A 25,368-nucleotide genomic window follows, 5' to 3' on the forward strand; every position below is an offset into this window, starting at 1 on the left:
TGTTCCAAGGGATTTAATAACGATTTTTGACTATTAATGACAACACCTGATTTACCTGACTACACTTGACTATTAATGACCATACTTGACTACCCATGACTATACTTGACCACGTCTGACATTATTTGTAACCATACCGTTTGAAAATTGCCTTCGCTTTGGCTGAATACAGGAATTTATAAAACTGCTCGCTGGACGCTTTTTTGGGGGAGTCTTTGCTGTGTTTTAATAGAATAGCGGCTTGTTGAATGGGCTTGTACAGGCTTGAATCCACGATAATGTAATGCCCTTTGCCTTTCATTTCAGGGGATAGCACAATGGATAATGCATTGAAACCGGCTTCGACGGACCCTGTTGTAATATACTGCGCGGTTTGGGCGATGCTTTCGCCGTAGACGAGTTTCTTTTCCGTTTGCGGGTAGAGTTTCCATGTTTGTAATGCCTGAACGGCCGCTTCGCCGTATGGCGCCGTTTGAGGGTTGGGCAGGGCTATTTTTTTGACTTTTTCGGTAATCAGTATTTCCGGTTTGAGGCCGGTTTCCGGGATGTCTTTCGACCAGAGGACTAATGTGCCGGTGGCGTAAACTTCCGGCTTTTGGTCGGAACCGCCGTTTTTGAAGATTTCTTCGGGGTATTTGGTATCGGCGGAAACAAACACGTCGAATGGCGCGCCTTCGCGGATTTGCGTCGTGAGTTTACCCGAAGATGCGACTACGATCTCGATTTTTTTGCCTGATTCCTGTTCGAATTCCTTTTGGATTTCCTTCATCACATACTGCACATTGGCGGCCGTGGCGACGACGATTTTCTCCGATGGTTTGGAACAGCCGGCCAGAAATGCAGTGAAGAGGGCGAGAATGCAGAATTTGTTCATGCCGCAATTTAGGTAAAAATGGATTATATAAACCCGCATCCAACCACGCATTGGCCCCGTCGGGGCCTCGTTACATCCCGTGTCGTTCGCGAAATTGTCGTAAATTGCGCCCCGTTTCGCCGGGCTGTTCCGGACGGGCGTTTTAACCGCTGATAGCCAATGGCTAAAAGCACAATTTAATCATTATAATGATCATAGAAACTGCACAGCGCACCAGGCAGACATCGGAATACTATTTTTCGGTGAAGCTGGCCGAAGTGCGCAAACTGATTGCCGAAGGGCATGACGTCATTAATCTCGGGATCGGAAACCCGGATATGATGCCCTCAGTAGAAACGCTGGAAGCATTGACAACCGCTGCCTATCAACCGCAGGCGCATGGTTATCAGCCTTATACAGGCACCCCAGCTTTCAGAAAATCAGTAGCAGATTTTTATTATCGTACCTACGGCGTAACACTCGAACCGAATACCGAAATATTGCCGCTCATTGGTTCCAAAGAGGGCATTACCCACATATCGCTGACGTTCCTCGATCCGGGCGACGAGGTGCTGGTGCCCGAGCTGGGTTACCCGGCCTACCGTGCTGTGAGCCAGATGGTAGGGGCTGTTGTGAAAGAATACCCGCTGCGCGAAGATCACGGCTGGCAACCCGACTGGAATGCCATGGAAAGCCTCGTGACGCCAAAAACGAAGATCATGTGGCTCAACTACCCGCATATGCCTACGGGAGCGCCCGCTACGCAGGAGCTGTTCGAACAGGCCGTTGCATTTGCCAAAAAACACCGCATATTGCTCTGTCATGATAATCCTTACAGCCTCATCCTGAACAAGAAAGCGCCTATCAGCCTGCTTTCGGTGGAAGGGGCGAAAGAGGTGGCGATCGAGCTGAATTCGATGAGCAAGTCGCATAACATGGCGGGCTGGCGGCTTGGCTGGCTGGCGGGCGCGAAGGAGTACATCAGCGCCGTGCTGACGATCAAAAGCAATGTTGATTCGGGTATGTTCTGGGCTATGCAGGAAGCTGGTGCGAAGGCATTAGGCAACTCCGCGGAATGGCATGCGGAGCGCAATGCCGTGTACCAGGGGCGTTTGGATGCGTCGGAAGCGCTTTTGCGAACGCTCGGCTGCACCTGGGACGACAAGCAGGAGGGTATGTTCCTCTGGGGCAAGCTGCCCGATTCCACCGAGTCGGCGGAAGCGCTCGTGAATAACCTGCTCGTTGAAAAGCACGTTTTCATAGCGCCCGGCTTCATTTTTGGCCCGAAAGGTCAGCGTTACATCCGTTTGTCATTGTGTTTGCCGAAGGAACGAATCTGGCAGGCCGTGGAGCGGATCAAAGGGTAATATTTCAGGATATTTAAATTCAAATTAATGATAATCAGTATCATAGGGGTGGGCCTGCTGGGCGGGTCGTTTGCCCTGGGACTGCGCGAGAAATACCCGCACGTGAAATTCGTAGGCGTGGACAATTCGGCGGTCAATCAGAAAATAGCATTGGCGAAAGGCATTGTGGACGAGATTCTTACGCTCGACGAGGCATTGCAGGTGTCGGAGCTGAACGTGCTCGCCACGCCCGTGGATGCCATTATCAAGTTGCTTCCCTACATGCTCGATCACCTGCCCGACGGCCGGACGATCATGGACCTGGGTTCTACCAAGGAGCTGATATGCAAGCTGGCGGACGGGCATCCCAAACGCGGCCAGTTCGTAGCCGCGCATCCGATGGCAGGTACCGAAAACTCGGGCCCGGGTGCAGCATTCAAAGAGCTTTTGATCGATAAAAACGTGATCATTTGCGACAAGGAGAAAAGCAACCCCGATTCGTGGGGACTCGTGGAAACATTCCTGCGCGATGCGGGTATGAAGATCCATTATATGAACCCTGTGGAGCACGATTTGCACCTCGCTTATGTGTCGCATCTGAGCCATATCAGCTCTTTTGCATTGGGTATGACCGTGCTGGACAAGGAACGCGACGAGCGCGCGATCTTCGATATGGCCAGCACCGGTTTTTCTTCCACGGTCCGTTTGGCCAAAAGCTCCCCGCAAATGTGGGCCCCGATTTTTGACCAAAATAAAAAGAATGTCTCCAAGGCATTGGGCGATTATATCGAACTGCTGAAAAAATTCAAAGACGCGATCGATGGCCGCGATATGGATGCCAGCCTTTCCTATATGGCCCGGGCAAATGATATCGGAAGAGTTTTGGCGGGGATTGAGAAGAAATGATGAATTTTGAATGATTGAATGACTGAATGACTGAGTGATCAGGGTCATTCTGGTCAGGAAATAGTCAGGTGTAGTCTAGAATTGTTTCTTTTAAGTAATTGATAATTAGTATATTGCAAATGGTTCTGAAATTTTTCGGAACCATTTGCGTTTTAAGACCTGTTAGGTTAGGGTCGCCTGGCGACGCATCTTCTTGATTGATTTTGAAGCACATACTCAATAAAACAATAAGAAATGACAAAAGCGCATGGGGTTTTGGCAGCGGTATTGGTGGCAGCAGGCATTTCATTAGGTGTTCACCGGGCCGACTCACTTTCTAATCTTTCTACCACAAAAAAATTACCGATCGCGAAAACCGATTCGGCTTTTACCCGTCCCGAATGGATTTCATTGTATGACTCGCTTGGCCTTAAAAAGCAAGGCTTGTCGGAACGTGCATTCTATTGTGCATGGTTTGGTTTTCAAAAAATCAAACTCGATAACCCGATCATGGCGATCTGCGACTTCACGCAATCTTCGCGCAATAAGCGGCTGTATGTCATTGATTTACTGAAAAAGAAATTGCTTTTAAATACTTACGTAGCGCATGGCCGTAACTCGGGAAATGAGTTTGCCGAGCGCTTTTCTAATGCCAATTCTTCTTTTCAGTCCAGTTTGGGCTTTTATAAAACATTGGGCACCTACCAGGGCAAACATGGCCTTTCGCTCCGGCTCGAAGGTCTTGAAAAAGGCATTAACGACCGTGCATTGGAACGTGCCATTGTGATGCACGGCGCGGATTATGTCAGCGAATCTTTTATCAAAAACACCGGCAGGCTTGGCCGTAGCCTTGGTTGTCCTGCCGTGTCGATCGCCGATTCCAAAAAGCTGATCAACCTGCTTTACAATGGCGCAGGGCTCTTCATTTATTCCGGGGATCAGCATTATATCCAAAAATCCTCATTGCTGGCAGGTATGGAAGCGATGGCCGATGTTCAGGCATTAGGCGTTTCGCGTTTGTAGACGTCAGGGAAATACATCACATCACCTTTTGGATTACAATCCGCAGGTAAATACAGCAAAAATACAGGTACCCTGACTTCCAGCTTATGCCATTTGGGCGGATGCGAAATGGTGTCCGGTTCGGTCATGAAATCGCTGTCAAGCAGTTTCGTGCCCGCCATGTAGTTGGCCAGGTCAGTAGGATGTTGCACACGTACGCATCCGTGGCTGCGCCAGCGCTGGTTGCTGGTAAACAGATATCTCGCATTCGTATCGTGCAGATAAATCGAAAGCGGATTCCTGATTTCCACTTTCAGCAAGCCCAGCGAATTGTCCTCACCGGTTTCCTGCCTGAAACGGTACGGGAATTTTTCAGCGGTAAGGTCGCCCCATTCCAGTTCTTCGGGATTGATCGCCTGACCATCTTTGTCGATCACCTGAATGCGGTTTTTAGCCAAATATTCGGGGTTTGCCGCAGCTTTCGGGAAAATCTCTTTAATCGCAATGCTTTTGGGCACATTCCAGTAGGGGTGCGTGACAATGCTCGTCGCGTAGGTGTCGATTGTAGGCGTGGGCGTATCGCGCTTGCCTACGATGGTGCGCATGGTAAGCACATGCTGGCCGGCCGAATCCATCGCGGTCAGGTAAGCGCCCCGGATGTTGACCACCACAAACCGCGGTGCGCCCTTAGTTTGTCGGCGAATCCAGCGATAAGCATTCAGGGTTTGGGCCACATAGGCCGCGCTGTCCTTTTTTTGTTCCTTCAATAGCCGGGCATAATGGATTTTAAGGTTGTGGTAAACAGGGAAAACCGGTTCCAGCTTTTCCAGCACTTTTTCCACAGATTGTCCGTTGAAAAGCTCTTCGGCCGCGTCGCGGATCAGGGCGGTGTCGGCGTTGATTTTTTTCTGGGTAAACCGGATGGTAGGTTTATGCCCGAACGCGATTTCTTCCAACAATCCAAATACCGGTTGCGCGCCGGCCTTCGTCTCGAATTTGCGTGTATCGATCCCCGCATTGCCTGCAAGGTCGATGAGTTGTTGATAAGTTTTCTTTTCGCTGATGGCTTCGGCGAGCTCGTCGTCCGTCATTTCCTTCGGGTTTTTCCGGCAGGATTGCATGATCGCGAGCGTAAAAAGAATCAGGAGGGGGATGTACCGGGCTTTGCCCAGGCCGGAGAGCATTTTCATGAGGGGTGTTGATTTTGGTGCTGGCAAAAACAGTACAATTGTTATGCTAAGTTAAAAAGAGCATAAGCGTGCTGCCAGCAGCTCAAAAATGGGGAATTAAAGTGGCATCGCTGTACTTTAATTCCCTAAATCGACTATTCGTTGCGAAGGCTGCGGACCGGGTCGGCGGTGGCTGCGCGGATGGCCTGAAAGCTCACGGTACCAATCGTTACCACCAATGCGGCAAAACCCGTCGCTACGAACACCCACCAATCGATCGTCGTCCGGTAAGGATAGCTTTCCAGCCACTTTTGCAACGCATACCAGGCAAGCGGTGATGCAACGACAATGGCGATGACGACCAGTTTGACAAAATCTTTGGAAATCAAACCCACAATACCTGCCACCGACGCGCCTAGTACCTTGCGGATACCCACTTCCTTCGCCCGTTGTTCGGCAGCCTGTACCACTAATCCGAATATGCCTAATGCCGAAAGGAACATCGTAAGCCCGCTGAAGAACAGGAAGAGCTCATGGAGTTTGGACTCGGCTTCGTATTGTTTGGTGATTTGTTCTTCAATATTGTTGATTTGGAGTAATTTCTCCGGGAAAAACTGCTTCCACAGCTTACGTACACCCACCGCGACCTGCATTTCCGTCCCCGGCTGAATGCGGATGAGCATACCTGCATATTCGGGAGATTTCTCCGCGAGAATGAATGTGGGCTTCATCGGCTCATAAAGCGATTCATTATGGAAATCGCCCACGATCCCTACCGGCACGGAATGCGCATTTTGCGTCTGAACATCCAGCTGTTTGATCCCCAACATTTTCGCGGCCGACGCGGTCATTAGGGAATTCTGGTTGATCTGCGCTTTTTCGAATTTTTCAAAACCTTCTTTCTGTAAGGAATCGGCGTCGAGCGCGTCGGCGAAGCGGTTACTGAACATACGTCCCTTCACCAGTTTCAGTCCTAAAGTGGTCGGCAAATCCACATCGCCGGCAACGTACCACACGCGAAGGCGACGACCGGCATGTGCCGGATCCGGGACCTCGCGTTGCATGTAGCCGCCGCCTTCAGTAGGCATCCACATGGCCAGACTGCTGCGCACCACGCCTGGTATCCTTTGCAGCTCGTTTTTAAATGCGTCGCCCTTGCCATTCCAGGAAATCTGCTCGATACCGATGAGGTTATTTTTATCATAGCCGAGCTCCTTATTTTTCATCAGATCGAATTGTTGCCAGACCCCAATGGTAGCGAGCAGTACGATGATCGAAATGGAGAATTGCGCGACAACGAGTGTTTTGCGAAGCCCTGTTTGACCTAATGAGGCCGTAAATATGCCGCGTAAGGTGTTGGCAGGTTTAAAACCCGAAATAACCCAGGCAGGGTAAAGGCCAGTCAGCAAGGCGGTAAGGAAGAACATCAGTAATGCGCCTCCGGCCATCAGGATATTGGAAGTAAATGTGACCACGAGCCGATGCCCGAGGAAATCTTCGACGGGACGTAATGTGAGGCAGTAAGCAAACACAGCAATGCCGATGGAAATACCGAATAATAGCAACGTTTCCGTCAGAAGCTGCATGACCAGCTGCGTCCGCGATCCGCTGAGGATTTTTCGGACGCCGGCTTCTTTTACCCGGGCAAATGCCTTGGCGGTACTGAGATTGACAAAATTGACGCAGGCGATGAATAGCAGCAGTAATGCCACACCGGCAAAGATGTAGATTGTCCGAATGCTGGCCTTCACACTTTGCCCTTCCGCGAAATCGGAATGGAGGTAGACTTCTTTTAAAGGCTGGAATTCAAATTGTTCCCGGTTATTGTTTTTCGTAAACCGGGCATACCATGCATTGACTCTCTTCGTGAATTCCCCCACATCCGTGCCACGTTTCAGCAGAATGTAATTTCGCCCGAAGCTCATGACGCCGTTATTGAGAAGGGGTTCCGGCTTTGGGGCCTCAAGTCTGATGGCATCGGCGCGCAGGTGGCTGTTGTATGGCAAATCGTCGATCAGGCCTGTAATTTCATAAGGGGTTGGCTCGGCGCTGAAAGTGGGAATGTCGTAGATGATCTTTCCGACCGGGTCCTGGCCCGGAAAGATCCGGGTGGCATAGGATCGCGTTACAAGCAAATTCCAATGCTTTTGCGTCGAATGTTTGAGACTTCCTGTAAGCAGCTTCAAATCCAGTAGCCGACTTACCGCCGTATCAGCGGAAAGTAAATTTGTATTTATGCCGTCGCCATCCTCCGGGCGGATTTTAAAATGTAATTCACTTGAACTCAAGGTCGACCAGGATTCAACTTCTGCATAGTTCTTCTGCAATTCCGGAGCGAGGCCCATGGGTGAAGAAGAATTGCGTTCAGAAAGGTCTTTCCCCATTTTATTGACCGTCACAATCCGGTAAATATCATCCTTCCTGCTCCATTGCTTGTCATACGACAAACTATCGATCACCACAGTAGCTACCATCATACAAGTCCATAAACCAATAGAGAGCCCCGTGAGGTGGATGAGCGAATAGCGGCTGTTTTTCAGCAAGACGCGCGAGCCGATCTTGAAATAATTGCGCAGCATTTCGGAGTTCAATGCGGATGGAGAGGCGTAAGGAGAGGGTTTTCGTTTCATAATGGAGGGCCGAAGTAATGCTGTGACTTCCCGGAGGAAAAACCAGTTGGCTTTGCGCGCGCCTACGCGATGGTGGCGCAAGGCATAGCGTTCGTAGAGGTCGCCGAGGAGTTCTTCACGAAGATGCGGGGCGCAAATGCGGTTGGCCAGCTTGTCGAGCCAGCGGGGAGGGAGTGGTTGCATGGTTCAGCTGTTTGAAAAATCGAGGCCCATTTTTGATAATTCTGCCGGCGTAATACGGTTCCAGAGGCTGTTCCGCACGGTTCGCGCTTCGTGCAGGATCTTGCCGCCGTAAGCGGTTACGGTAAAGAGCCGCTTGCGACGTCCGCCGCGCTCCTGGGTGGCTTCGCCCAGGTGCGAGGTTAGGTAACCCTTTTGTTCGAGTCGCTGCAATGCAGCATGCACGGCCCCGGTGCTCATGGTCTGCCCGGTTTCCTTTTCAAGCTCTTCGGCAATACTCACCGAATAGGCCCCCGGAGCCAATGCAGCCACCGCCAGCAGTACGATTTCTTCAAATTCTCCCAGATCGCTTCGTCTCATAGAATGTGTTCGGAGTTATTATATCTATTTCTGTATGTAAAATAATCCTGCCAGATATTGAAAACTGCATTTATGTTGAAATGAATGCTATTTTATGAAAAGGCTCTGTTCGTTTTCGAACAAGGCACGTCCGGTGTTGCACGGGGTTTTTAAAAGTTATCAGGAAATTCGATGCGATAGAATCAGCAAAGCTTTTCCTTTATCAGGTTGCAAGTACCATAACATCAAAATCATCACACTATGGCGAAGATGAGTAAAATTACGGTGGATAACGTCGACATATCCATTACAACTATCCATGATAATGACTACATCTGCCTCACCGATATGGTGAAGGGAAAAGGGGATGCGAGCAGGGCAGCAGATGTGATTAAAAACTGGATCAGGAATCGCTCAACCATTGAATTTCTAGGGACATGGGAGACGATATATAATTCCGATTTTAAAGTGGTCGAATTCGACCACTTTAGACGGGAAGCCGGTGTGCCTACTTTTACCATGAGTGTTTCAAACTGGATTGAAAATACCAATGCAATTGGAATCTTTTCTAAATCAGGCAGGTATGGGGGTACTTATGCGCACAAGGATATAGCATTCGAATTTGGGTCGGCAATTAGTCCGATATTTAAGCTTTACGTTATTCGGGAATATCAGAGGCTTAAAGAGATTGAAAACAATCACTCTGAGTTGGAATGGAACGTAAAGCGCATTCTATCAAAAGCCAATTATCAAATACATACCACTGCCGTGCGGGACTATCTCATTCCGAAAGCCGGCTATTCCCAAGCGAAGGAATGGCTGCTTTACGCGGATGAGGCCGATTTGCTCAACCTCGTTTTGTTTCGTTGCACAGCGAAGCAATGGCGTGACGCTAATCCGCAACGCCATCTGACAGGCGAAAACATTCGCGACATGGCCAGTATCAATGAATTAACGATACTTTCAAATCTTGAAAATCTCAATTCTGTGTTAATCAAAACCGGATTGGGTAAGCGAGAGCGCTTTAAAATCTTGGACGAAACCTGTCATGACCAACGCAAAACATTAGAGCAGCTTGATATAATCAAGTCTGTTAAGAAGGAACAGAAATCTTCATTCTTAGATTTTGATAAAAATGAAGCTTAAATAGGTAAGACGGTTTCACTACTTCTTCCCAAAAAACTGTTGCTTCGAACTGCTTTTCTGCGTGTACTCCTTCACCGCCTCGGCCGCCTCGATCGGGTAATCCGATTCCAGGATGGACGCGCCGTCTCTGGCGATCGCGATGTAGGCGGCTTTTCGTTCTTCGGCGGTTTTCAGTTTATCATAGGAAGACGCTGCCGAGATCATGCACATCGTGCCTTTTTTATTCAGCAATGCATATAATTCCCTGTTCTCGGGCTTCACGTGCGGGCCGATGTAGGCGATCATCTGGGTGAAAGGTACACCGGCTTTCTCGTAATCCTCATACTCCTTCATATTCCGGATGAATGCCGAGAATGTGTGGTTTTTGTTTTGAGATAAATAGTAAGTCATTTCCGCTGCGCTGTGCACGGTGAGCATGACGAATGCATCGGCCTTATGCTTTTTGATCAATGCGGCGGTCATTGCCAGCGGTACATCCTTATGGTCGAGGTTGAGGACGGTTTTACCGCGTGCCCATTCGATCACTTCCGAAAGTGTCGGGATAGGGAAATCGGTGATATTGCCCTCGGCGTCTTTCAACCGGAAATTTTTGAGTTCTTCATAGGTGTAGTCCGACAGTTTACCCTTGCCGGTCGTCGTGCGGTCGAGTGTGGCGTCGTGCATGAGCACCATCACGCTGTCCTTCGTCAGCCGGGGATCGATCTCGAAGAATGCCGGGGTGTGTTTCAATGTATTTTCAAAAGTGGCAATGGAGTTTTCAGGAAACCCCTTCACCATTCCGCCGCGGTGACCCGTAATGAGGAGCGGATCGTTGCCGGTGAATTGAAAATAGGCATGAAGATCCTTGGCGGTCTTGATTTTCAGAACATTGAGTTTGTCCTGCGCAAAGCCCGTCATTTGACTGCCGATGGTTAGTACTGCAGTAATTACAAGCGGGTTAAGGAAGTTCTTTTTCATAATCATATCAAAAATTAAGAGCGGCAGTTGAGTTTTAAGAGACTGAATTCACCCTGCGCATCCAGACTGAACAATGTTACCGAAGAGTTCTCCTGGACGATCTGCCGGTAGTTTTTAAGCGGCATACCCAGTTTCCAGGCCATATAAAACCGATTCACGGCATTGTGCGCCACCACGAGCACCGTACCATCGGGATGTTTTTGGGTAATAGCATTGAAAAAATCGTCGACACGCGTCACGATCTCCATGGCTGTCTCGCCCGTACCGCCCGCACGTGCGTAGTCGGGCTCCTGCGCCCATGCGTCCCAGAGCGCGGGATTCTCGGCAATGAATTCCGCCCGTGTTTTTCCTTCCCATTCACCGAACGACGCTTCGATCAGCCGTTGGTCGACGATAATGTCCGGATTGTTGCCCGAGGCGATGCTGGCCGTGTGGTGTGCGCGTTGGAGCGGCGAGGTATAAACCGCGTCGAAATGAATGCCTTTCAGCAAGCTTGCGGCCTGGTGCGCCTGTTCGAGGCCTTTTTCGGTGAGTCCGATATCTGTGGCGCCGCAGTAGCGGTTACCGTCGGCATTCCAGAATGTTTCTCCGTGACGGAGCAGATACACACGAAGCATAGTCAATGAGTTATGGGCACGGGGCCTGCTATGAAACCTTTTTCGGTTAAAGTTTGGATAAAATTCCGGTGTTGTCGCTCGTAAGCTTCGGTCAATGCAGGTTCGGGGCGGATCGTTTTTTCAATGCGTGTCATCGCCCGCGCCGCCTCGGTAAGCGTCGCGAAATACGATCCGGCAGCCGCTACGATGGCGGCACCCGCCGCACCGGTGACATTAGCGCATTTATGCACGGGCCGGTTGAGGACATTGGCGCGAATCGTGAGCCATATATCGCTATTGCTGCCGCCTCCGGCCGTGTAAACGGCATTCACATCCTCTCCCGAAAGACTTTCGATCATCTCGTAAGCATAACGCTCCACGAATGCGACGCCCTCCATATTCGCAGCAAATGTGGCTGCCCGATTTGCATTGTCGGGTGCAAAACCCCGCGCTTGCGGCGCTATGAAGGGGAAGCGCTCGCCTTGCTGTAATAGCGGGTAGGCGATCAGCCCGGTTGGGATGAGCTCTGCGGCGGCGGCGGTCAATGCAGGGAGCTCGTCGGCGAAGCCTGCGGAGACCCAATCGGCGCCGATATTGCCTGCTCCGCCAGGCATCCAGTAGCCTTCGGGGTGGCGGTGGCTGTAAAGCCGGCCTTCCGGGTCGCGGACTTCCTGGGTGGTAACCCCCTTCACGACGAGCGTGGTGCCGATAGTAGTATTCCAATCGCCGGGTTGTACGGCACCGGAGGCTACTTGCGATGCACAGCCGTCGGTCATGCCTGCTATGACTTGAATTGGTTTCAAACCGAGGCTCTTACTTAATTCAGGAAGCAGGCGGCCAATTTGCGTGCCGGATGGGACCACTTCTTGCAGCCATTCCCTGCGCAGGGGCAAATGCTCCGTGAGCCAGGCAGGCCATTCGCCGGTACCAACGTCGAACCCTGATTTTAATGCATTGGTATAATCAGTGTATGAATAGTCACCGGAGAGCTTTCCGATGATAAAATCCGTAGCATGGATCCAGGTGTTAATGCGCGCCGCTTTTTCGGGAAAGTGGTTGACAAACCACACCATTTTCGAAAGTCCGCTGGATGCATTAAAGCCGGTATAGCCATGGGGATGATAGCGTTCCGCGGTTTCCCGGCAAAGTTTGCCTTCGGCTGCCGGACGGGTATCGGAATACATCAATGCATCGTGCAGCGGCTCATTGTGTTCATCAAGCGGAATGACGGTGCCCGAAGTGGAAGTGACGGATACGGCTTTAACAGCTTTTATATCAATGACTTTTCCGGCAGAAACCAACAGGTTTTGTAAACATTCGAATGCCGATTCCCACCACACCGCCGGCGATTGCTCCTCGCGCGAATGCCGCGTGAGCGGGAAAACCTTTTCAGTACTGCCAATGGTGTTTCCCGACTCGTCGAGCAGCACCGTGCGCACGCCCTGGGTTCCTACATCTATTCCTAAAAAATATGAATGCATCCTTTAATTCAATGTTTTAAATGCCTCTCTGCTTCGTTTCCAATCCTTATACCATTCTCCATAAGCTCCGTCGCCGTTCGGCTCGGTTACTTCGAGCGTTTCAGGGGAAAGGTTCGGGATACCCAAGGCATTATTACAGATCACTACCCCGCCCGAGACCGAGGCCTGGCGGTAATTGGCGCGTATGATTACTTTTTTACCTAACAAATTGGCAATAAACTGCCGCAGCAACCGACTTTGCACGCCGCCGCCGCACATCCACACATAATCGTGGTCGTGGCGGGTTACTTCGCATAACACCAGATAATTTTCCGAAATACTGCACGCAATGTCCCAAAGCGTTGCCCACACGAAATGTGCCCGGCTAAGCTGGTGCGATACGGGCGTGTTGAAAATAAATCCGCCGCGGATGAGTGGCGTCTTTTCATTGGCCAGTAGAGAGCCCAGCGCGCCCACGCAATGCGTATCGCGGATCGCCGCTACCTCGGTTTCGATCAGTTCATAGGGCTCGTTGGGGTAGAAAATTCCTTTCAGACGCTGGTAGTTCAGGCCGGTGACGCCCGCATTGGCTTCCAGCAGAAAGCTGGCATGGTCGGTATGTCGGTTGGTCCAGGTGCGTGCCTGCGTGTCGGTTACGTAATGGTCGGCTATTTTGAGAATAGGGGTGGTCGTGCCGGAAACGATCACGATGTCGTCTACCGACGGTTCCATGCTCATGATCGCCAGCTGCGTATCCGACCCGCCCACGACCACATCGGCTGTTTCCGAAATGCCGAATTGCGCGGCCACTTCGGGCAGCACTTTACCGAGAATGGAGCCCGAATGCACCAATGGCGGCAGAAGCGAGGCACCCAACTGGTATTGGTCGCAAAGGTTTTGCGACCATTTGCCTTGGGCAACATCGTAAAGCAGCGTTTCGGAGGCCTGCGAATGCTCGTAACCCTGCACGCCGCTGAACATGAACTGTGCCCAGTCGCTGATGCTTACAAACGTCGAAACCTGCTGCCAGAGGTCACTACGGCCATTGCGGAGGCCTACGAGTTTCAATGCGGAGAAAAGCGAGGTAGGGAAGCGGCCGGTAAGCAGGTATACCCCGTGTTTGTCGGGCGTAATATCCTCCCATTCACGGCCGCGGTGGTCGATGTTGGGCATGCCAATCAGCGAACGGCCGGAGTTATCGAGCGCCACAATGCCTTCACGCTGGCTGGTGGCGGTAACGGCGGCGATGGTGACCGGCCCGGCCTGCGCCAATGCGGTTTTAGCCAGGGTTTTTATTTGCTCCCAAAGTGCACCCGGGTCGAAAAATATGGATTCGGGGTAATGCTCGTCTTTTTCATAACGCATGTCGTCGCTCGCTACGCCGAGGATCGCGCCGGTGGTGTCGGCTATGGCGACGCGCACGTTGCCTGTACCGATGTCGGCCACGAGGTATGCCTGTTTCAATGTCATTGGTTTAGGATTAATGGGTTTTGACAGACAATATTTCACGGTTCACCAACTGGCGGATGTTCCGGTTGCCTTCCACATAAAAGTCACGCAGGGCCTTGTTCATAATGTCGGCATGGTGATCTTCGACCTCGAAAGTGGCCCCGGCGATGTGCGGGGTAGCGAGTACATGTTTGTGGTGGATCAGCCGGTAATCCAGCTCGTCGGGTGGTTCGTGATCGAAAACGTCGAGAATAGCACCGCGGATCGCATTATTTTCAATGGCAGAAAGCAATGCCTCCCGTTTCACGACCACCGCCCGCGCCGTGTTCACGAAAATCGCATCCTTTTTCATCAAATTAATCAATTCCTCTCCGATCATGCCCTCAGTTTCTTGATTCACAGGTAAATGGATCGATACCACGTCGCTGAGGCGAAAAACGTCTTCCAGGCTCACCTTTTTATAATCAGGATCATCGGAAGTATAAAAAGGATCGTAATAGAGAATTTCCGCCGGGAAATGCCTTACAAGATTGGCGATAGTCTGCCCCACAGCCCCGAAACCGACCATTCCGATCGTTTTTCCTGCAATTTCATTTCCCTTAAACTGCAAATAGGAAGTATGTGCCCCGGCCTCCCAATGCTCGCCTTCGAGCCAGGCAATGCCTTCGAGCGTGTTGCGCAGGAGGTTGATGAGGTTGGCGATAAACATTTCCGCCACTGCCTGTGCGTTTCGGGCAGGGGTGTTGAAAACGGGGATGCCTTTGGCGGTGGCAGTCGCTACGGCGACGTTGGAAGGTGTCCCGCGGCATACACCGATGAACTGTAAACCCGGAAACGCTTCGATGACGCCCGATGTCACGTGATCGTGCTCGGTAATGAGGGCGTCGGCCCCGGTTTCAGTCAGCAATGCAATGAGCTCGCCCTCGTTATAGGCGCGCTCCTGTAATTTCCATGGCTTATAGATGATCTCTCCGAATTGTTCTTTCAACGCTTGCTGCGCCTTGTCTTGGTAGGGCGCGGTGATGAGGACTTTCATATCTGGTGTCGAGTTTCAAATGGTATTATTAATGGTAGTTTGTTGTGCCACAACGTTTTCTGTTTTGGGTAATGTAATAAACCGGGTCAGAATGGCGCTGATGAAGTACAGGATCGCGAGCGTCCAGGCAACGCCTTCACTGCCTATTGACCCTATAAAAAGCCCAACTATGGCCGGGCCGATGAATACCGGCAGGCCTGCGCCGAGGTTCAGGATGGCCATGGAGGCGCCTTTTTCTTCTTTTACCAGCGACGGTACCAATGCCGAAAGCGGCACGTAGCCGGCCAGCAGACCGCCCCAAAGGATGCCGGGGATGAGGATGAGCCAGAAATTGCCGTCGAACAGGGCCGGTGAGTAGTAAAAAAGCAGGGTGCTCACGCCGCAACCGAAGCCGCCGAACCACATAATGGTGTTCTGCCAGCCCAGCCGGTCGCCTACGAAACCGAAAATGAGGTTGAAAATGATGTTACTGGTGAAAATGGTGCCCCATATCCACAGCCATTCCTGCGTGGACAGCCCGTGCGCAGCCATGTATGTGGGCATGAAGACCGGGAATGCAAACTGCGCCGTGGTGTTGATAATGCGGACAATGCCGCCGATGAGCACTTTGGGTTCTTCACGGATAATCGTAAAGCCTTTCAAAAGCTCTTTTGCCTTGCCGGCCGCTTCACCGGTAGAGTGGAATTGATCTTTATTTAAAACCAAAGCAAAAAATGCCCCGACGGAAACCCAGAAAATCGAGCTCCAAAGCGTGTTCTGGTAACCGATCCGCTCAATGGCCCAACTGGAATAGTAGGCGCCGAATACATTGAGCCCGCCTGTAAATACAAACCAAAACCAGCCCACCGCGCGCCCAAGCGCATTCTCAGGCGTGCGGTAAGTGATCCAAACCAGGAACGAATAGGCAAATAACGGATACCCGAACCCTCTGACCGCATAAGTGAGCAGCATAACCGGGAAATTCAGCGATTCCATGCCAAGCCCGACAAAACCCAGCGTACCGACCACATAGAGCAAAATGCCCATCAACATAGCCTTGCGCGGGCCGTACCCTTCTGCCAGCACGCCCGAGAACCACGATGAAATGGCAATGGTAATGCCGTAAACGGTGAACAGGGATGCGGATTGCTGGATGGTCATGCCGCGGTCGAGGAGGTAGGGGCTGAGCCAGCCCTGCTCCACGCCGTCGCCCATCATGAAGATCAGGATGCCCAGATACCCCCAGGCGAGGTGCCTGGGTAATCCGATGCGGTCAAAAGGTGTCGTTGGTGTCATCTTGGATTGGTTTAGGGAAATAAAAGGGTTAGTAGAACGAATATCTCACCCCCAGCTGAATGCGCCAGGGTGTACCGCCGATCGGGCGGGTGGCAATGTTCTGTACCGAATAGTTGTACTGCTGCTTCGCCTGATCGAACCCGTTAATGTTGAGCAGGTTAGTATTGCCGCGGTTATAGTTGCGTCCCCATTCCTTGTTCAGGATATTCAAAAAGTTGAATGCGTCGGCGGAGAATTCGAGGTTATGGCCTTTAGCAATGCTGAATGCCTTCGTCAGACGAAGATCTACGGTAGTGTAGAACGGGTTGGAGCCGCCGTTCCGCTTCGCTACCTGGCCGATGTTAGAGTTGATATAATCCTTCACACTCTGATCTGTCTCCGGGTTGCTCAACAGGTCGCTGATACCTTTGCGGATGTTTTCGGGCGTGCTGGGATTGTTGGGGTCAAAAACGTAGGCCAGATCATTGGTTAAAACAAAATCACCATTCAAACTCGTGTTACCGCCCACCAGGAAGCTGTAACGGCTGCCACCGATGCCGATGAGCGTCGCACCGAGCTGGAAGCCTTTCCACGACGGCGCCGCACCGTTGATAACAAGCTTGTTGCGGAACTGCTGATCGGAATAGCTGTAGTTAAGGTTACGCGGGTCGTCTTTTACCGGAAGGAATGTGGAAGTATTGGCCACGCAGCAGTTATAGGAGGAGTTATCCTTCGCCGAGTTGATGGTATAGCTCGCATTGACATACCCATCATTTCCAATGCGAATGCTTGCGTCCGCGACGAATGTAAGCTGGTTGGATTCGCCGGTAGAAATCAGTTCCAGTACCCGGCCCACATCGGCGGTCTTGCGCGATTGCAGCCAGTCGGTAACGCCCTTGGCCGAGATCGTCGAGGCCGGTACGAATACGCCGCGGTTATCCTCATTGGCCAGCCTGAATGCCGGATTATCGGCCAGGTTGCGGTCGACATACACATAATTGTTAACGGTACGGCCCACGATTGCATTTAATCCAACCCGAATGCGGTCGCCAAAGAAGTGATTATAGTTGATATTGGCCTTGTAAGTGGTAGGGACCTGGAAATCCTTGTTCACGGCATTAATCGTCGAAATGTAGTTTACACCCTGCGGAATGCCGGGGATCGTGGACGGATCGTTGCGGTAAGCATTAAAATCGGGTTTCGGAACAGCCGCGCCGGTGACGTCTATCGCACCTACCATGGTGCCGCTGTTCTGGATATTGTTCACCTGTGCGTAGTAATGCGGCTGCGAGGAGAACATGCCGCCGCCGATTTTAAGAATATCCTTCTTGCGCCCACCCATATCCCACGTTACCTGGAAACGCGGCTGAATATTGTTCCAATCCTGCGGTTTGATGTCGGTACGAACACCCAGCGTCCTGTCGACAGTTGCATTGTAATCGCCGTTGGTGAGGAACGCCGTGGCATCGTAACGCACACCGAGCACGAGGTTCAGGTCGCGGTGCGGGTTGTATTCAGCCTGTGCGAACGCGGAAATGTCGAGCACGGTTTGCTCCACAATTGGCGCGCCCTTTAATGGCACTTCGCGGGCATAACGGTAGGGGCGCAATGCGGCCAGGTCGTTGAGGCTGTTGAAGAAAAAGCGGCCGTTCTGCTCGCTGGAAAGGTAAGTTTCCATGTAGGTGAGCATATTGTCGGTACCAAAGGTGAAATTGATTTTGTCGGTATTCCAATAGGCGGTGTTGCTCAAATGCACCTGTTTCATGCGGTTGGATTCGGGGCTGAAACGCTGCCCGCCAAACTGTACCGACTTCGTTTGCGTCGCATTCGGATTAGCTTCCGTCGGGAAGGGCGATGTCACATTCACGATCGCACGCGGAATGTTCGAAAACGGCAGGTAGCTCTGCGGTGTCTTCGGTTTGTAGGAGTACATATATTGTACTTTGAACTCGTTGGTCAACCGCGGATTGAGCGAAGAGCGTAATGCGGCCATGGCGGTGGTCGAAACATCCTTGAAATCGTTGTAGGATTCCAGCAGGTTGATATTCGAGTTATCGCCTTCATTGAATGGCGAGACGTAGCGCGTGGTATTGCTCCGGAGCGTCAGTTTATGTTTCTGGTTGATCTGCCAGTCGAGCCGGACGAATGCCGTATTGGTAGTCGTCTTGCGCGGAAACTGACCGTATTGCTGACCTTTCAATCCATATAATTCCGAGGCAATGCGGATGAGTTTGTCGAGTGTGTCTTTCCGGATGCCGTAACGCTGCTCGTCATCGGCGCTTTTGATATCGGCTATAATCAACGGCTGGCTGGCATCCTGGCGGTCGTAGGCGATGAAGAAATGCAGTTTGTCTTTGATCAATGGCCCGCCCAGGCTGAATCCCGACTGGTAGTTACTGAAATCCTGCTCGCGTTTCACCCCGCGGATATCGTAGCCGCTGGACAATGTATTGTTCCTGAAATAAAGGAATGCTGAACCTTCCAGCTTATTGGTACCGCTTTTAGTCACCGCGCTGATGGCACCACCCGACTGCCTGCCCTGTGTCACGTCATAATCATTGGTAATCACCTTATACTCGCGGATCGCTTCCAGGGAAATGGCGTAAGGTCCTTCCGCAACGGTACCGTTAGTCCATTGGTTCTTAGCGTTCATTCCGTCGATCGTCACGTTTGCGCCGGTAGCGCGCTGGCCGCCGAAGCTGAAATTGTCGCCGCCCTGCAATGGGGAAAGGTTATTGAGGCGGGTGAAATTGCGGCCCTCGTTAGGCAGACTTTTGATCTGCGCGGCGGTGATGGATGTGGAAGCACCCGCCTGTTGTACTTCTTTTGTAAACCCCTTTTCGGAAATAACCACCTCTTTCAAAGCGGTTTCCGAAGCGGAAAGAGTAATGTCAACATTCAGTTTATCACCATAATTGAGTGAATAACCGGTCTGTTTCACGGTTTGAAGCCCTACAAACGATGCGCTGATCGAATAGGGCTTACCCAGCGGCAATTGGTGCAGGGCATATTCGCCTTTGGCATTGGTAATGGTATGTGTTTCAAAACCGGTGGCATCGTTACGGATCGTAATGGTGGCGCCGGGCAGCAGTTCGTTGTTCGTAGCGTCTTTGACCGTACCGGTAATGGAGGCATCGGTGGCCTGGGCATGCACACAATGTGCACCCGCGAGTAGCGCCAGCAGCAGCGTGAAGGCTGCCAGATAAGTGTTGAAGGATTTCATGGGTGGATTGAGTAGATCTAAATTTTACATTTTCATAATGATGTGTTAAAATTTATTTCACTTTCCAATCGGTATCCGGCGCCTTGGATGCCATTTGGAATGCCTTTTGGTATAATTGTCATAAAAACCATGACATATTGTAGTAAAATAGCATCACAAACAAAGTGAAATAAAATTATTTAAACAAAATTAAAGTTTATTAAAGTATATGAAACACCGATTTTGGATTGTTAACGATATGATAATATGCTGCCAGGCGTGGTAATCTGCCCATATTTAGGATTCTTTATTGTATTATTTATATTCAAAAAATAAATCTGCCGCTATGGGAGCGTGCAGATGTGTAGGAAGGTTTCCGTGTTTTGGAAACTATGGTTATACTTGCTTTCAAAGTGTATCGAAATGACTATTACGGAAAGGCATCAATTCATTTTGCAGGAGCTGAAAAGGGCAGGTACGGTCAGTATCGTGCAGCTTTCGGAGCAAATGCAGGTTTCCGGCGTGACAATCCGGAAGGATCTGAAACTCCTCGAAGACAAAAATCTGCTATTCAGAACGCACGGCGGAGGTTCGCTCAACAATCCTTATGCCGTAGAGCGGCCGATCAATGAAAAGGAATTCATCAATTCCGACGAGAAGCAAAGCATCGCACGCGAGGCCCTGACGCTGATCCGGCAAACGGATTCGATCATGATCGGCTCAGGTACGACAGTATTCGAACTGGCGCGCTGCCTGCATCCGACCAAGCAGATCACGGTGATCACGCCCGCGGTGAAGGTGACGCTGGAACTCAATAACCGGCCGAATGTAGAGGTGTTGCAGCTAGGCGGACTGATTCGGCAGAACTCGTCGTCGGTGGCCGGCTCCTATGCCGAATATATTCTCGAGCATATTTCCTGCGGCGTTCTTTTTATCGGAGTGGACGGGATTGACTTTGATTTTGGGCTGTCTATCAGTAATTTAACAGAAGCCGGATTGAACCAGAAGATGATCAGCACGGCGCAAGTGGTGGTGGTACTTGCCGATCATACCAAGTTTGGCAAGCGGGGGATTGGCAAAATTTGCGACCTCGACCAGGTGCAGTACATCGTAACCGATGCCGGCGTTCCGGACGAGGCCGTCAAATCCCTGGAAGACCGTGGCGTGAAAGTGCTGGTCGCAGGAAGGTAAGGGTTTAGGTAAGTAAGTCTGCTTTTTAATCCATTTTGTCGGCCAGTTCGAAGCTCATTTTCAGCTGCTTGCGGGTCGAAGCGGTGAGTTCACGTTTAGCTAACGCGTGGCATTCGTAAGTAGCGTCGGCGAACATCATTTGTTGCGGTGGAGTCTTCTGGGTGGCTGCCGAAGGTCCGCGCAATGCGCCCACGAGCCCCATCTCGCGCGCCACGTACACATAACGCACGGCATCGATCACGACGCCCGCCGAGTTGGGGGAATCCTGCACCGAAAGTTGCGCGTCGAGCGTTACGGGTGAGCCCATAAATCCTTCCAGTTCGAGACGGAAATTGGCAACCTTATTGTCGCCGTAAAATGCAATGTATTCCGACGGCCCGGCGTGCAGGAAACTGTCGGCCGTAGAGATACCGCGGATGTCGTTTTGAGCCCGGATCACATTCTCTTTCGAGATTTTCTTCGATTTCAGGCGGTTTTTGTCTTCCATATTCAGGAAGTCGGTGTTGCCGCCTACATTTCGCTGGATGTGCGCCTTCACGTGGTGGCCGCGCTCGAAGGCCAGTTCCTGCAACATTTGAGACAATATACTCGCTCCAAACTGGCTGCGCATATCGTCGCCGATCAGCGGAATACTCGCGTTGATGAATTTTTGCTCCCATTCCGGGTCGGAGGCGATGAATACCGGGATGCAGTTCACGAGCGAAATGCCGAGTTCGAGGCAGATTTCAGCGTAAAATTCCGTAGCCAGTTGCGAACCGACCGGCAGGTAGTTGATCAGTACTTCGGCTTCGTGCGCTTGCAGGCGGGATATGATTTCCTGACGGATGGTGGCCGTTAATGCTTCGTTATACCTTTCTCCGCTGGTCAGCAAATCGGTTTCTTTCAATTCTTCTTTTACGACGAACCGGTTTTCGGCCGGGTAAGCAAGCATTTGGGGGGAAACGCCGTCCAGTACCGGCGAGCGGTAGACCGGCGCCGCGCTGGTAATGTCGGTATACAACTCGATCGCGCAATTGGGTTTTGTGAAAATGGCGTCTTTCAGTGCCAGGCCGATTTTGCGTTCGTCTACATCGAAGCCGCATACAAATTCAATGTTGGCTGCGCGGTAACCACCGATGTTGTCGGCCATCAATCCCGATGTTTTTTCGGAATAGCGTGTGTAATATTCAACGCCTTGCACAAGCGAGCTGGCGCAGTTTCCAACGCCTACGATCGCCACTTTTATCTTCTTATCGATATTTGACATTTCCAATAATTCAAGTTTCTGATGAAAATTTATTTTTAAAATATTTTAATTAATATAAAATGATTGAATTTGAGCCAAAATAAAGTATTTAAATCTAGTAATGCAACTGTAAGTGCGACTTTATGCAAACGTTTGCATAAAAGTATTTGATTTGATTTTGGATAGATTTAAATGCCACGAAGGCACGAATTTGACACGAATGTTCTTCGTGCTAGTTCGTGCCTTCGTGGCATTCAGAGCGTCTTTTCGATTACATGCCGACGTGCCGTTATCAAAAGGTCATAGCGCTGACGGCTACTGGCTTTGTATCAGAGAGTTCATTCAGGCAAATAAAAAGCCAGACAAGATGCCTGGCTTTTGCGATTGTAATGGGTGTGGTGTCGTACAACCTAGTTCGGCATCAGTACAGTGTCGATTACATGAATCACGCCATTGGATTGGAAAACATCGGCTATCGAGACTGTTGCATTGTTTCCTTTGGCATCGGTTAAAATGATTTTTTTGCCTTTCTGCATGGCGGTCAGCGTTCCGCCCGCCACGGTTGTGAGTGTCGCCTTACCGCCGCCGTCCTTGATGGCTTTCATCAGATCTTCGGCACTCATTTTGCCGGAGACGACATGGTAAGTCAAAATGCCCGTCAACGTCGTTTTGTTTTCAGGTTTAACCAACGTCTCAACGGTGCCCTTAGGCAATTTATCAAAAGCGCTGTTTGTGGGCGCAAATACGGTGAATGGTCCGGGTCCCGACAGGGTTTCGACCAGTCCCGCGGCTTTGACGGCCGCTACGAGTGTGGTGTGATCTTTGGAATTTACTGCATTTTCGATGATGTTTTTAGATGGATACATAGCCGCTCCACCAACGGTAACGGTTTTTTCCTGACCGAACGAACGTTGACCTATCGCCATCAAAGCAATCAGGGCGAAAACAAAATTTAACTTTTTCATATTGTATGTCAGCTTGAAAGTGAACAAATAGTGTGTGTGATCGATCAACACGACCAATCTACGCCGGCCAGTACCTCCTTGGATCGAAGTGGGGATTTAATTCGATTGGGAAGGGGAGTGTTTGGGTTTTAGTGTGTTGATTTTGAGGATGTCTGGTGTTTTATTTTTTGGCGATGTTGTCGAGTGCGGAGAAGGTCACTGCCGGAAGACGATGGAAGCATGCACGAGGGTGGCTCGCCCTCTTAATCCCGCGCTATCTACGATTCGACTTAATGACGTCGTTGACAGACTAGAAAGGCTGAACACTATCTCAATGAGAGGATTCGGGCTATAATTTCTCGTTTAAGAAGGTTATGAGTTGCGTGGTGGCCTCTTCAAACGACTTTGTAAGCCTCGCCCGTGCCGTACCTGCGCCAAATGTATTGAAAGCCCCTTTTAAAGATTCGATTTCTTTGATAGCGGGCTTTCCACCTTTGTATACGGTAACGAAGTAGCGGGTTTGCGTATGCCACGCGCCAGGATAAAATACAGCATCATAGGCCTCGATGCTTATTTTGACATCGGGGGACGCTGAGCCCGCTTCAACAATATGAACTCCCTCCGTTTTTGGGTTTTTTAGTATTTCGGCCAAAAGATCGACTAATTCCTTACCTGAAAATTCAACCTTGCTTTTGGCAGGCGACGTTTTTCGGTTGTCGATGATTTGAATTTTTGCTGATTTGGAAAGCATAGGTAGCTCAACCTTCTTCATACTTGGGGCCCAGATGAACATCTTTTTGTCACCCTTCGATTCTATTTTAAAAATGTCTTCTTCTCCATTAGCATAGGTGATCCCGGCCAGCTCCTTTTTGTCAATGGTATAAGTTGGGCCATCCTGGTTATCTGTTTTTTTGTATTTGACATTGTCGGGGTTCACTTCCAATACTTTTGCATTGATTGTCTCGCCATTCTTTTTATTAAGAACATCTTGAGATACGGCACTAAATGATAGCAGCAGAAATAGGAATAAGATGTTTTTCACGTTGGAGGTAGTTAAGTCACCACAATAATATCAATTCCTCAAAAATATAAAAATAGAGTAGGTGCGGAGCCGTAAGTGACGCAAGGGCCACAAAATGCTATATGACGTGCCGGCCAAAGCCTCCAATTTCTCCAGGTTCGTTTTTTCTGAAACGTCAATTACGACGGTAAGATAAATGAAGGCTGTAACCCAGATGGCAAGGGCGATTTTTTAACAAATTTGCGTGGGTAGGTAAATAAGTCTTTGGGATCCATATTGAGATAGGGAAAGGTATTGTTTCAAACATTTCTTGCACGAGGCCATGTAGCCTTCACTCTTCTGGCTTTACTTCCGGATACAATCTCAGATAGGTGAATCGCCAAATTGCCCAAAGGGCAGTGGACACCAGAATTGCAATAAAAACACCGTAAAGGGGGATTAAGCTGACGCCAACAACCCAACAGGATGGTCCCAGGGCGCCTATGATTTTTTTCTTCATAGTGAGGGTAGTGTTACTCGGAAAAATATATCGGAGGAATCGAAACATGCCGTAAATTATCCCGAGTACAAGGTAGGCAAATCCAAGGACTTTTACTTTGTCCCAGATGGGGGCTTCTTCTACGAGGATCAATACGGTTTGTACAATGGCTATGAGTCCGAATCCAGCGTAGAACGCAATCGTGGTTACTCGACTTGTTGCGGAGCGTAAATTTTTGAAGTCCATCAGAGGCTGTTTAGGTTTATCGTTTGTATCAGTTGAGAAAAATTGGGATTCTTCTTGCTACTCCTTGGTTAATGGATGACAAGGCTCCTGAGGATACTCTGTACCGAATCTAGCTGTTTAGAATTTAGAACAGTACCTTTTTGCTTTTTGTCTATGACAAAAGAGCAAACGAAAAGGTCGTCTCGAATACCTCTGACCCAATAGTAGAAAGCATTCGCCTCCCCCCATCAGGATCCTCCTCTGTGTAGAAGGCTAGTTCAAGTTGACCCAATTTGATTTTTACTGCATCAAGGGTGTCTCTCAGTACGCTCTGGACGTGATTAGCCGCGTTGTCGACAGTTGGATCTCCCGATATGGCCCATCGGCAAGGGGTGATCCTGAGGTTCCCACTCCAATCCTCGGTAGAGCTATTGAAAAATGCGTAGGTCATCGTGTCATCGTCTTCCTCGCTATCGTCATATTCAAACCAGCCTGTCGGTAGTGTCAGACTGAACCGGCCGTTTTGTGATTGGAAATTAGTGCTATCCATTTGGGGGGCTATAGAATGTAGACAAGACTATTTGTTGCGGATGCCGTACCGAACAAACTGAAGAACCAAAACCCTATCCTGAAGGCCAATAAGATGCCGCCAAAGGCCTCCACTTTTCAGAACCAACTTTGTCCGACAGGAGGACGACACTAATATTCCAGATAATAATGATCCAGAAGAAGACGAAGGAAACTGTGTCGGAATATATCAGGGTGTATAAAAATGAAAAG

The 25,368-nt window shown here is 50.3% G+C and carries 21 protein-coding genes; 5 read left to right on the forward strand and 16 right to left on the reverse strand.

Translation table 11 applies throughout. From position 1 onward, the window contains the following. Positions 1-121: 121 nt before the first annotated feature. On the reverse strand, positions 122-874 hold the full coding sequence (gene modA / locus AAHB90_RS29760) for a molybdate ABC transporter substrate-binding protein (RefSeq protein ID WP_342088954.1): 753 nt from the start codon (positions 872-874) through the stop codon (positions 122-124). A 188-nt stretch (positions 875-1,062) separates the two neighbouring features. On the opposite strand from modA, the gene AAHB90_RS29765 reads away from it, so the two are divergent. The 3 genes from AAHB90_RS29765 to AAHB90_RS29775 all read left to right on the forward strand — a co-directional run bounded on the left by AAHB90_RS29765 (position 1,063) and on the right by AAHB90_RS29775 (position 4,107). Further along, entirely contained in the window at positions 1,063-2,220 is a 1,158-nt protein-coding gene (locus AAHB90_RS29765) for a pyridoxal phosphate-dependent aminotransferase (RefSeq protein ID WP_342088955.1), read from the forward strand. Positions 2,221-2,247: 27 nt separating this feature from the next. Further along, a complete protein-coding gene (locus AAHB90_RS29770) occupies positions 2,248-3,105 on the forward strand; it encodes a prephenate dehydrogenase (protein ID WP_342088956.1) in 858 nt (285 codons plus the stop codon). Between the two features lie 234 nt (positions 3,106-3,339). Then, complete coding sequence (locus AAHB90_RS29775; RefSeq protein ID WP_342088958.1) at positions 3,340-4,107, forward strand: murein L,D-transpeptidase catalytic domain family protein; 768 nt, start codon at positions 3,340-3,342, stop codon at positions 4,105-4,107. On the opposite strand, the gene AAHB90_RS29780 is transcribed toward AAHB90_RS29775, so the two are convergent. The 3 genes from AAHB90_RS29780 to AAHB90_RS29790 form a co-directional block, all read right to left on the reverse strand. Beyond that, positions 4,080-5,276, reverse strand: coding sequence for a L,D-transpeptidase family protein (locus tag AAHB90_RS29780; RefSeq protein WP_342088959.1), 1,197 nt, complete (start codon positions 5,274-5,276; stop codon positions 4,080-4,082). The genes AAHB90_RS29775 and AAHB90_RS29780 overlap by 28 nt on opposite strands. A gap of 134 nt (positions 5,277-5,410) precedes the next feature. Then, positions 5,411-8,068 (reverse strand): permease prefix domain 2-containing transporter, encoded by a 2,658-nt coding sequence (locus AAHB90_RS29785; protein ID WP_342088960.1) that lies wholly within the window; start codon positions 8,066-8,068, stop codon positions 5,411-5,413. A 3-nt stretch (positions 8,069-8,071) separates the two neighbouring features. Next, the gene (locus tag AAHB90_RS29790; RefSeq protein WP_342088961.1) at positions 8,072-8,425 is read right to left on the reverse strand and encodes a PadR family transcriptional regulator; all 354 of its coding nucleotides are present in this window, start codon (positions 8,423-8,425) and stop codon (positions 8,072-8,074) included. Between the two features lie 240 nt (positions 8,426-8,665). On the opposite strand from AAHB90_RS29790, the gene AAHB90_RS29795 reads away from it, so the two are divergent. Beyond that, positions 8,666-9,550: a KilA-N domain-containing protein gene (locus AAHB90_RS29795; RefSeq protein WP_446717941.1), complete on the forward strand. Its 885-nt coding sequence runs from the start codon at positions 8,666-8,668 to the stop codon at positions 9,548-9,550. A gap of 18 nt (positions 9,551-9,568) precedes the next feature. Here the strand turns inward: AAHB90_RS29795 and AAHB90_RS29800 are convergent, their stop codons facing one another. Genes AAHB90_RS29800 through AAHB90_RS29830 form a run of 7 tightly spaced genes read right to left on the reverse strand, consistent with a single transcriptional unit; the run spans position 9,569 to position 19,525 of the window. After that, a complete protein-coding gene (locus AAHB90_RS29800; protein ID WP_342088962.1) occupies positions 9,569-10,507 on the reverse strand; it encodes a glycerophosphodiester phosphodiesterase family protein in 939 nt (312 codons plus the stop codon). Between the two features lie 14 nt (positions 10,508-10,521). Then, positions 10,522-11,124 (reverse strand): histidine phosphatase family protein, encoded by a 603-nt coding sequence (locus tag AAHB90_RS29805; protein WP_342088963.1) that lies wholly within the window; start codon positions 11,122-11,124, stop codon positions 10,522-10,524. Between the two features lie 2 nt (positions 11,125-11,126). Continuing rightward, positions 11,127-12,584 carry an FGGY-family carbohydrate kinase gene (locus tag AAHB90_RS29810; RefSeq protein ID WP_342088964.1) on the reverse strand — a complete coding sequence of 486 codons (1,458 nt, stop codon included), beginning with the start codon at positions 12,582-12,584 and terminating at the stop codon, positions 11,127-11,129. A gap of 3 nt (positions 12,585-12,587) precedes the next feature. Continuing rightward, complete coding sequence (locus AAHB90_RS29815) at positions 12,588-14,033, reverse strand: FGGY-family carbohydrate kinase (protein ID WP_342088965.1); 1,446 nt, start codon at positions 14,031-14,033, stop codon at positions 12,588-12,590. A 10-nt stretch (positions 14,034-14,043) separates the two neighbouring features. Next, positions 14,044-15,048 carry a 2-hydroxyacid dehydrogenase gene (locus tag AAHB90_RS29820; protein WP_342088966.1) on the reverse strand — a complete coding sequence of 335 codons (1,005 nt, stop codon included), beginning with the start codon at positions 15,046-15,048 and terminating at the stop codon, positions 14,044-14,046. 15 nt (positions 15,049-15,063) lie between these two features. Beyond that, complete coding sequence (locus AAHB90_RS29825; RefSeq protein ID WP_342088967.1) at positions 15,064-16,323, reverse strand: MFS transporter; 1,260 nt, start codon at positions 16,321-16,323, stop codon at positions 15,064-15,066. Positions 16,324-16,351: 28 nt separating this feature from the next. Further along, positions 16,352-19,525 (reverse strand): TonB-dependent receptor, encoded by a 3,174-nt coding sequence (locus AAHB90_RS29830; RefSeq protein ID WP_342088968.1) that lies wholly within the window; start codon positions 19,523-19,525, stop codon positions 16,352-16,354. Between the two features lie 402 nt (positions 19,526-19,927). On the opposite strand from AAHB90_RS29830, the gene AAHB90_RS29835 reads away from it, so the two are divergent. Continuing rightward, positions 19,928-20,695 (forward strand): DeoR/GlpR family DNA-binding transcription regulator, encoded by a 768-nt coding sequence (locus AAHB90_RS29835; protein WP_342088969.1) that lies wholly within the window; start codon positions 19,928-19,930, stop codon positions 20,693-20,695. A 25-nt stretch (positions 20,696-20,720) separates the two neighbouring features. On the opposite strand, the gene AAHB90_RS29840 is transcribed toward AAHB90_RS29835, so the two are convergent. From AAHB90_RS29840 to AAHB90_RS29860, 5 genes are all read right to left on the reverse strand, one after another. Further along, positions 20,721-21,941: an inositol-3-phosphate synthase gene (locus tag AAHB90_RS29840; RefSeq protein ID WP_342088970.1), complete on the reverse strand. Its 1,221-nt coding sequence runs from the start codon at positions 21,939-21,941 to the stop codon at positions 20,721-20,723. 389 nt (positions 21,942-22,330) lie between these two features. Next, on the reverse strand, positions 22,331-22,885 hold the full coding sequence (locus AAHB90_RS29845) for a fasciclin domain-containing protein (RefSeq protein WP_342088971.1): 555 nt from the start codon (positions 22,883-22,885) through the stop codon (positions 22,331-22,333). Positions 22,886-23,213: 328 nt separating this feature from the next. After that, complete coding sequence (locus AAHB90_RS29850; protein ID WP_342088972.1) at positions 23,214-23,906, reverse strand: hypothetical protein; 693 nt, start codon at positions 23,904-23,906, stop codon at positions 23,214-23,216. A gap of 310 nt (positions 23,907-24,216) precedes the next feature. Continuing rightward, positions 24,217-24,609 (reverse strand): hypothetical protein, encoded by a 393-nt coding sequence (locus tag AAHB90_RS29855; protein ID WP_342088973.1) that lies wholly within the window; start codon positions 24,607-24,609, stop codon positions 24,217-24,219. Positions 24,610-24,760: 151 nt separating this feature from the next. Continuing rightward, a complete protein-coding gene (locus AAHB90_RS29860; RefSeq protein WP_342088974.1) occupies positions 24,761-25,138 on the reverse strand; it encodes a DUF3805 domain-containing protein in 378 nt (125 codons plus the stop codon). Positions 25,139-25,368: the final 230 nt, after the last annotated feature.

The sequence above is a fragment of the Dyadobacter sp. OTU695 genome, assembly GCF_038440355.1.
Lineage (GTDB): Bacteria > Bacteroidota > Bacteroidia > Cytophagales > Spirosomataceae > Dyadobacter.

Coding starts and splice junctions, on each gene's coding strand:
- AAHB90_RS29820 (WP_342088966.1), bottom strand. CDS start 15,048: ATGAAAGTCCTCATCACCGCGCCCTACCAAGACAAGGCGCAGCAAGCG.
- AAHB90_RS29835 (WP_342088969.1), top strand. CDS start 19,928: ATGACTATTACGGAAAGGCATCAATTCATTTTGCAGGAGCTGAAAAGG.
- AAHB90_RS29840 (WP_342088970.1), bottom strand. CDS start 21,941: ATGTCAAATATCGATAAGAAGATAAAAGTGGCGATCGTAGGCGTTGGA.
- AAHB90_RS29790 (WP_342088961.1), bottom strand. CDS start 8,425: ATGAGACGAAGCGATCTGGGAGAATTTGAAGAAATCGTACTGCTGGCG.
- AAHB90_RS29800 (WP_342088962.1), bottom strand. CDS start 10,507: ATGAAAAAGAACTTCCTTAACCCGCTTGTAATTACTGCAGTACTAACC.
- AAHB90_RS29855 (WP_342088973.1), bottom strand. CDS start 24,609: ATGGACTTCAAAAATTTACGCTCCGCAACAAGTCGAGTAACCACGATT.
- AAHB90_RS29765 (WP_342088955.1), top strand. CDS start 1,063: ATGATCATAGAAACTGCACAGCGCACCAGGCAGACATCGGAATACTAT.
- AAHB90_RS29805 (WP_342088963.1), bottom strand. CDS start 11,124: ATGCTTCGTGTGTATCTGCTCCGTCACGGAGAAACATTCTGGAATGCC.
- AAHB90_RS29810 (WP_342088964.1), bottom strand. CDS start 12,584: ATGCATTCATATTTTTTAGGAATAGATGTAGGAACCCAGGGCGTGCGC.
- AAHB90_RS29815 (WP_342088965.1), bottom strand. CDS start 14,033: ATGACATTGAAACAGGCATACCTCGTGGCCGACATCGGTACAGGCAAC.
- AAHB90_RS29845 (WP_342088971.1), bottom strand. CDS start 22,885: ATGAAAAAGTTAAATTTTGTTTTCGCCCTGATTGCTTTGATGGCGATA.
- AAHB90_RS29775 (WP_342088958.1), top strand. CDS start 3,340: ATGACAAAAGCGCATGGGGTTTTGGCAGCGGTATTGGTGGCAGCAGGC.
- AAHB90_RS29795 (WP_446717941.1), top strand. CDS start 8,666: ATGGCGAAGATGAGTAAAATTACGGTGGATAACGTCGACATATCCATT.
- modA (WP_342088954.1), bottom strand. CDS start 874: ATGAACAAATTCTGCATTCTCGCCCTCTTCACTGCATTTCTGGCCGGC.
- AAHB90_RS29785 (WP_342088960.1), bottom strand. CDS start 8,068: ATGCAACCACTCCCTCCCCGCTGGCTCGACAAGCTGGCCAACCGCATT.
- AAHB90_RS29860 (WP_342088974.1), bottom strand. CDS start 25,138: ATGGATAGCACTAATTTCCAATCACAAAACGGCCGGTTCAGTCTGACA.
- AAHB90_RS29830 (WP_342088968.1), bottom strand. CDS start 19,525: ATGAAATCCTTCAACACTTATCTGGCAGCCTTCACGCTGCTGCTGGCG.
- AAHB90_RS29825 (WP_342088967.1), bottom strand. CDS start 16,323: ATGACACCAACGACACCTTTTGACCGCATCGGATTACCCAGGCACCTC.
- AAHB90_RS29780 (WP_342088959.1), bottom strand. CDS start 5,276: ATGAAAATGCTCTCCGGCCTGGGCAAAGCCCGGTACATCCCCCTCCTG.
- AAHB90_RS29770 (WP_342088956.1), top strand. CDS start 2,248: ATGATAATCAGTATCATAGGGGTGGGCCTGCTGGGCGGGTCGTTTGCC.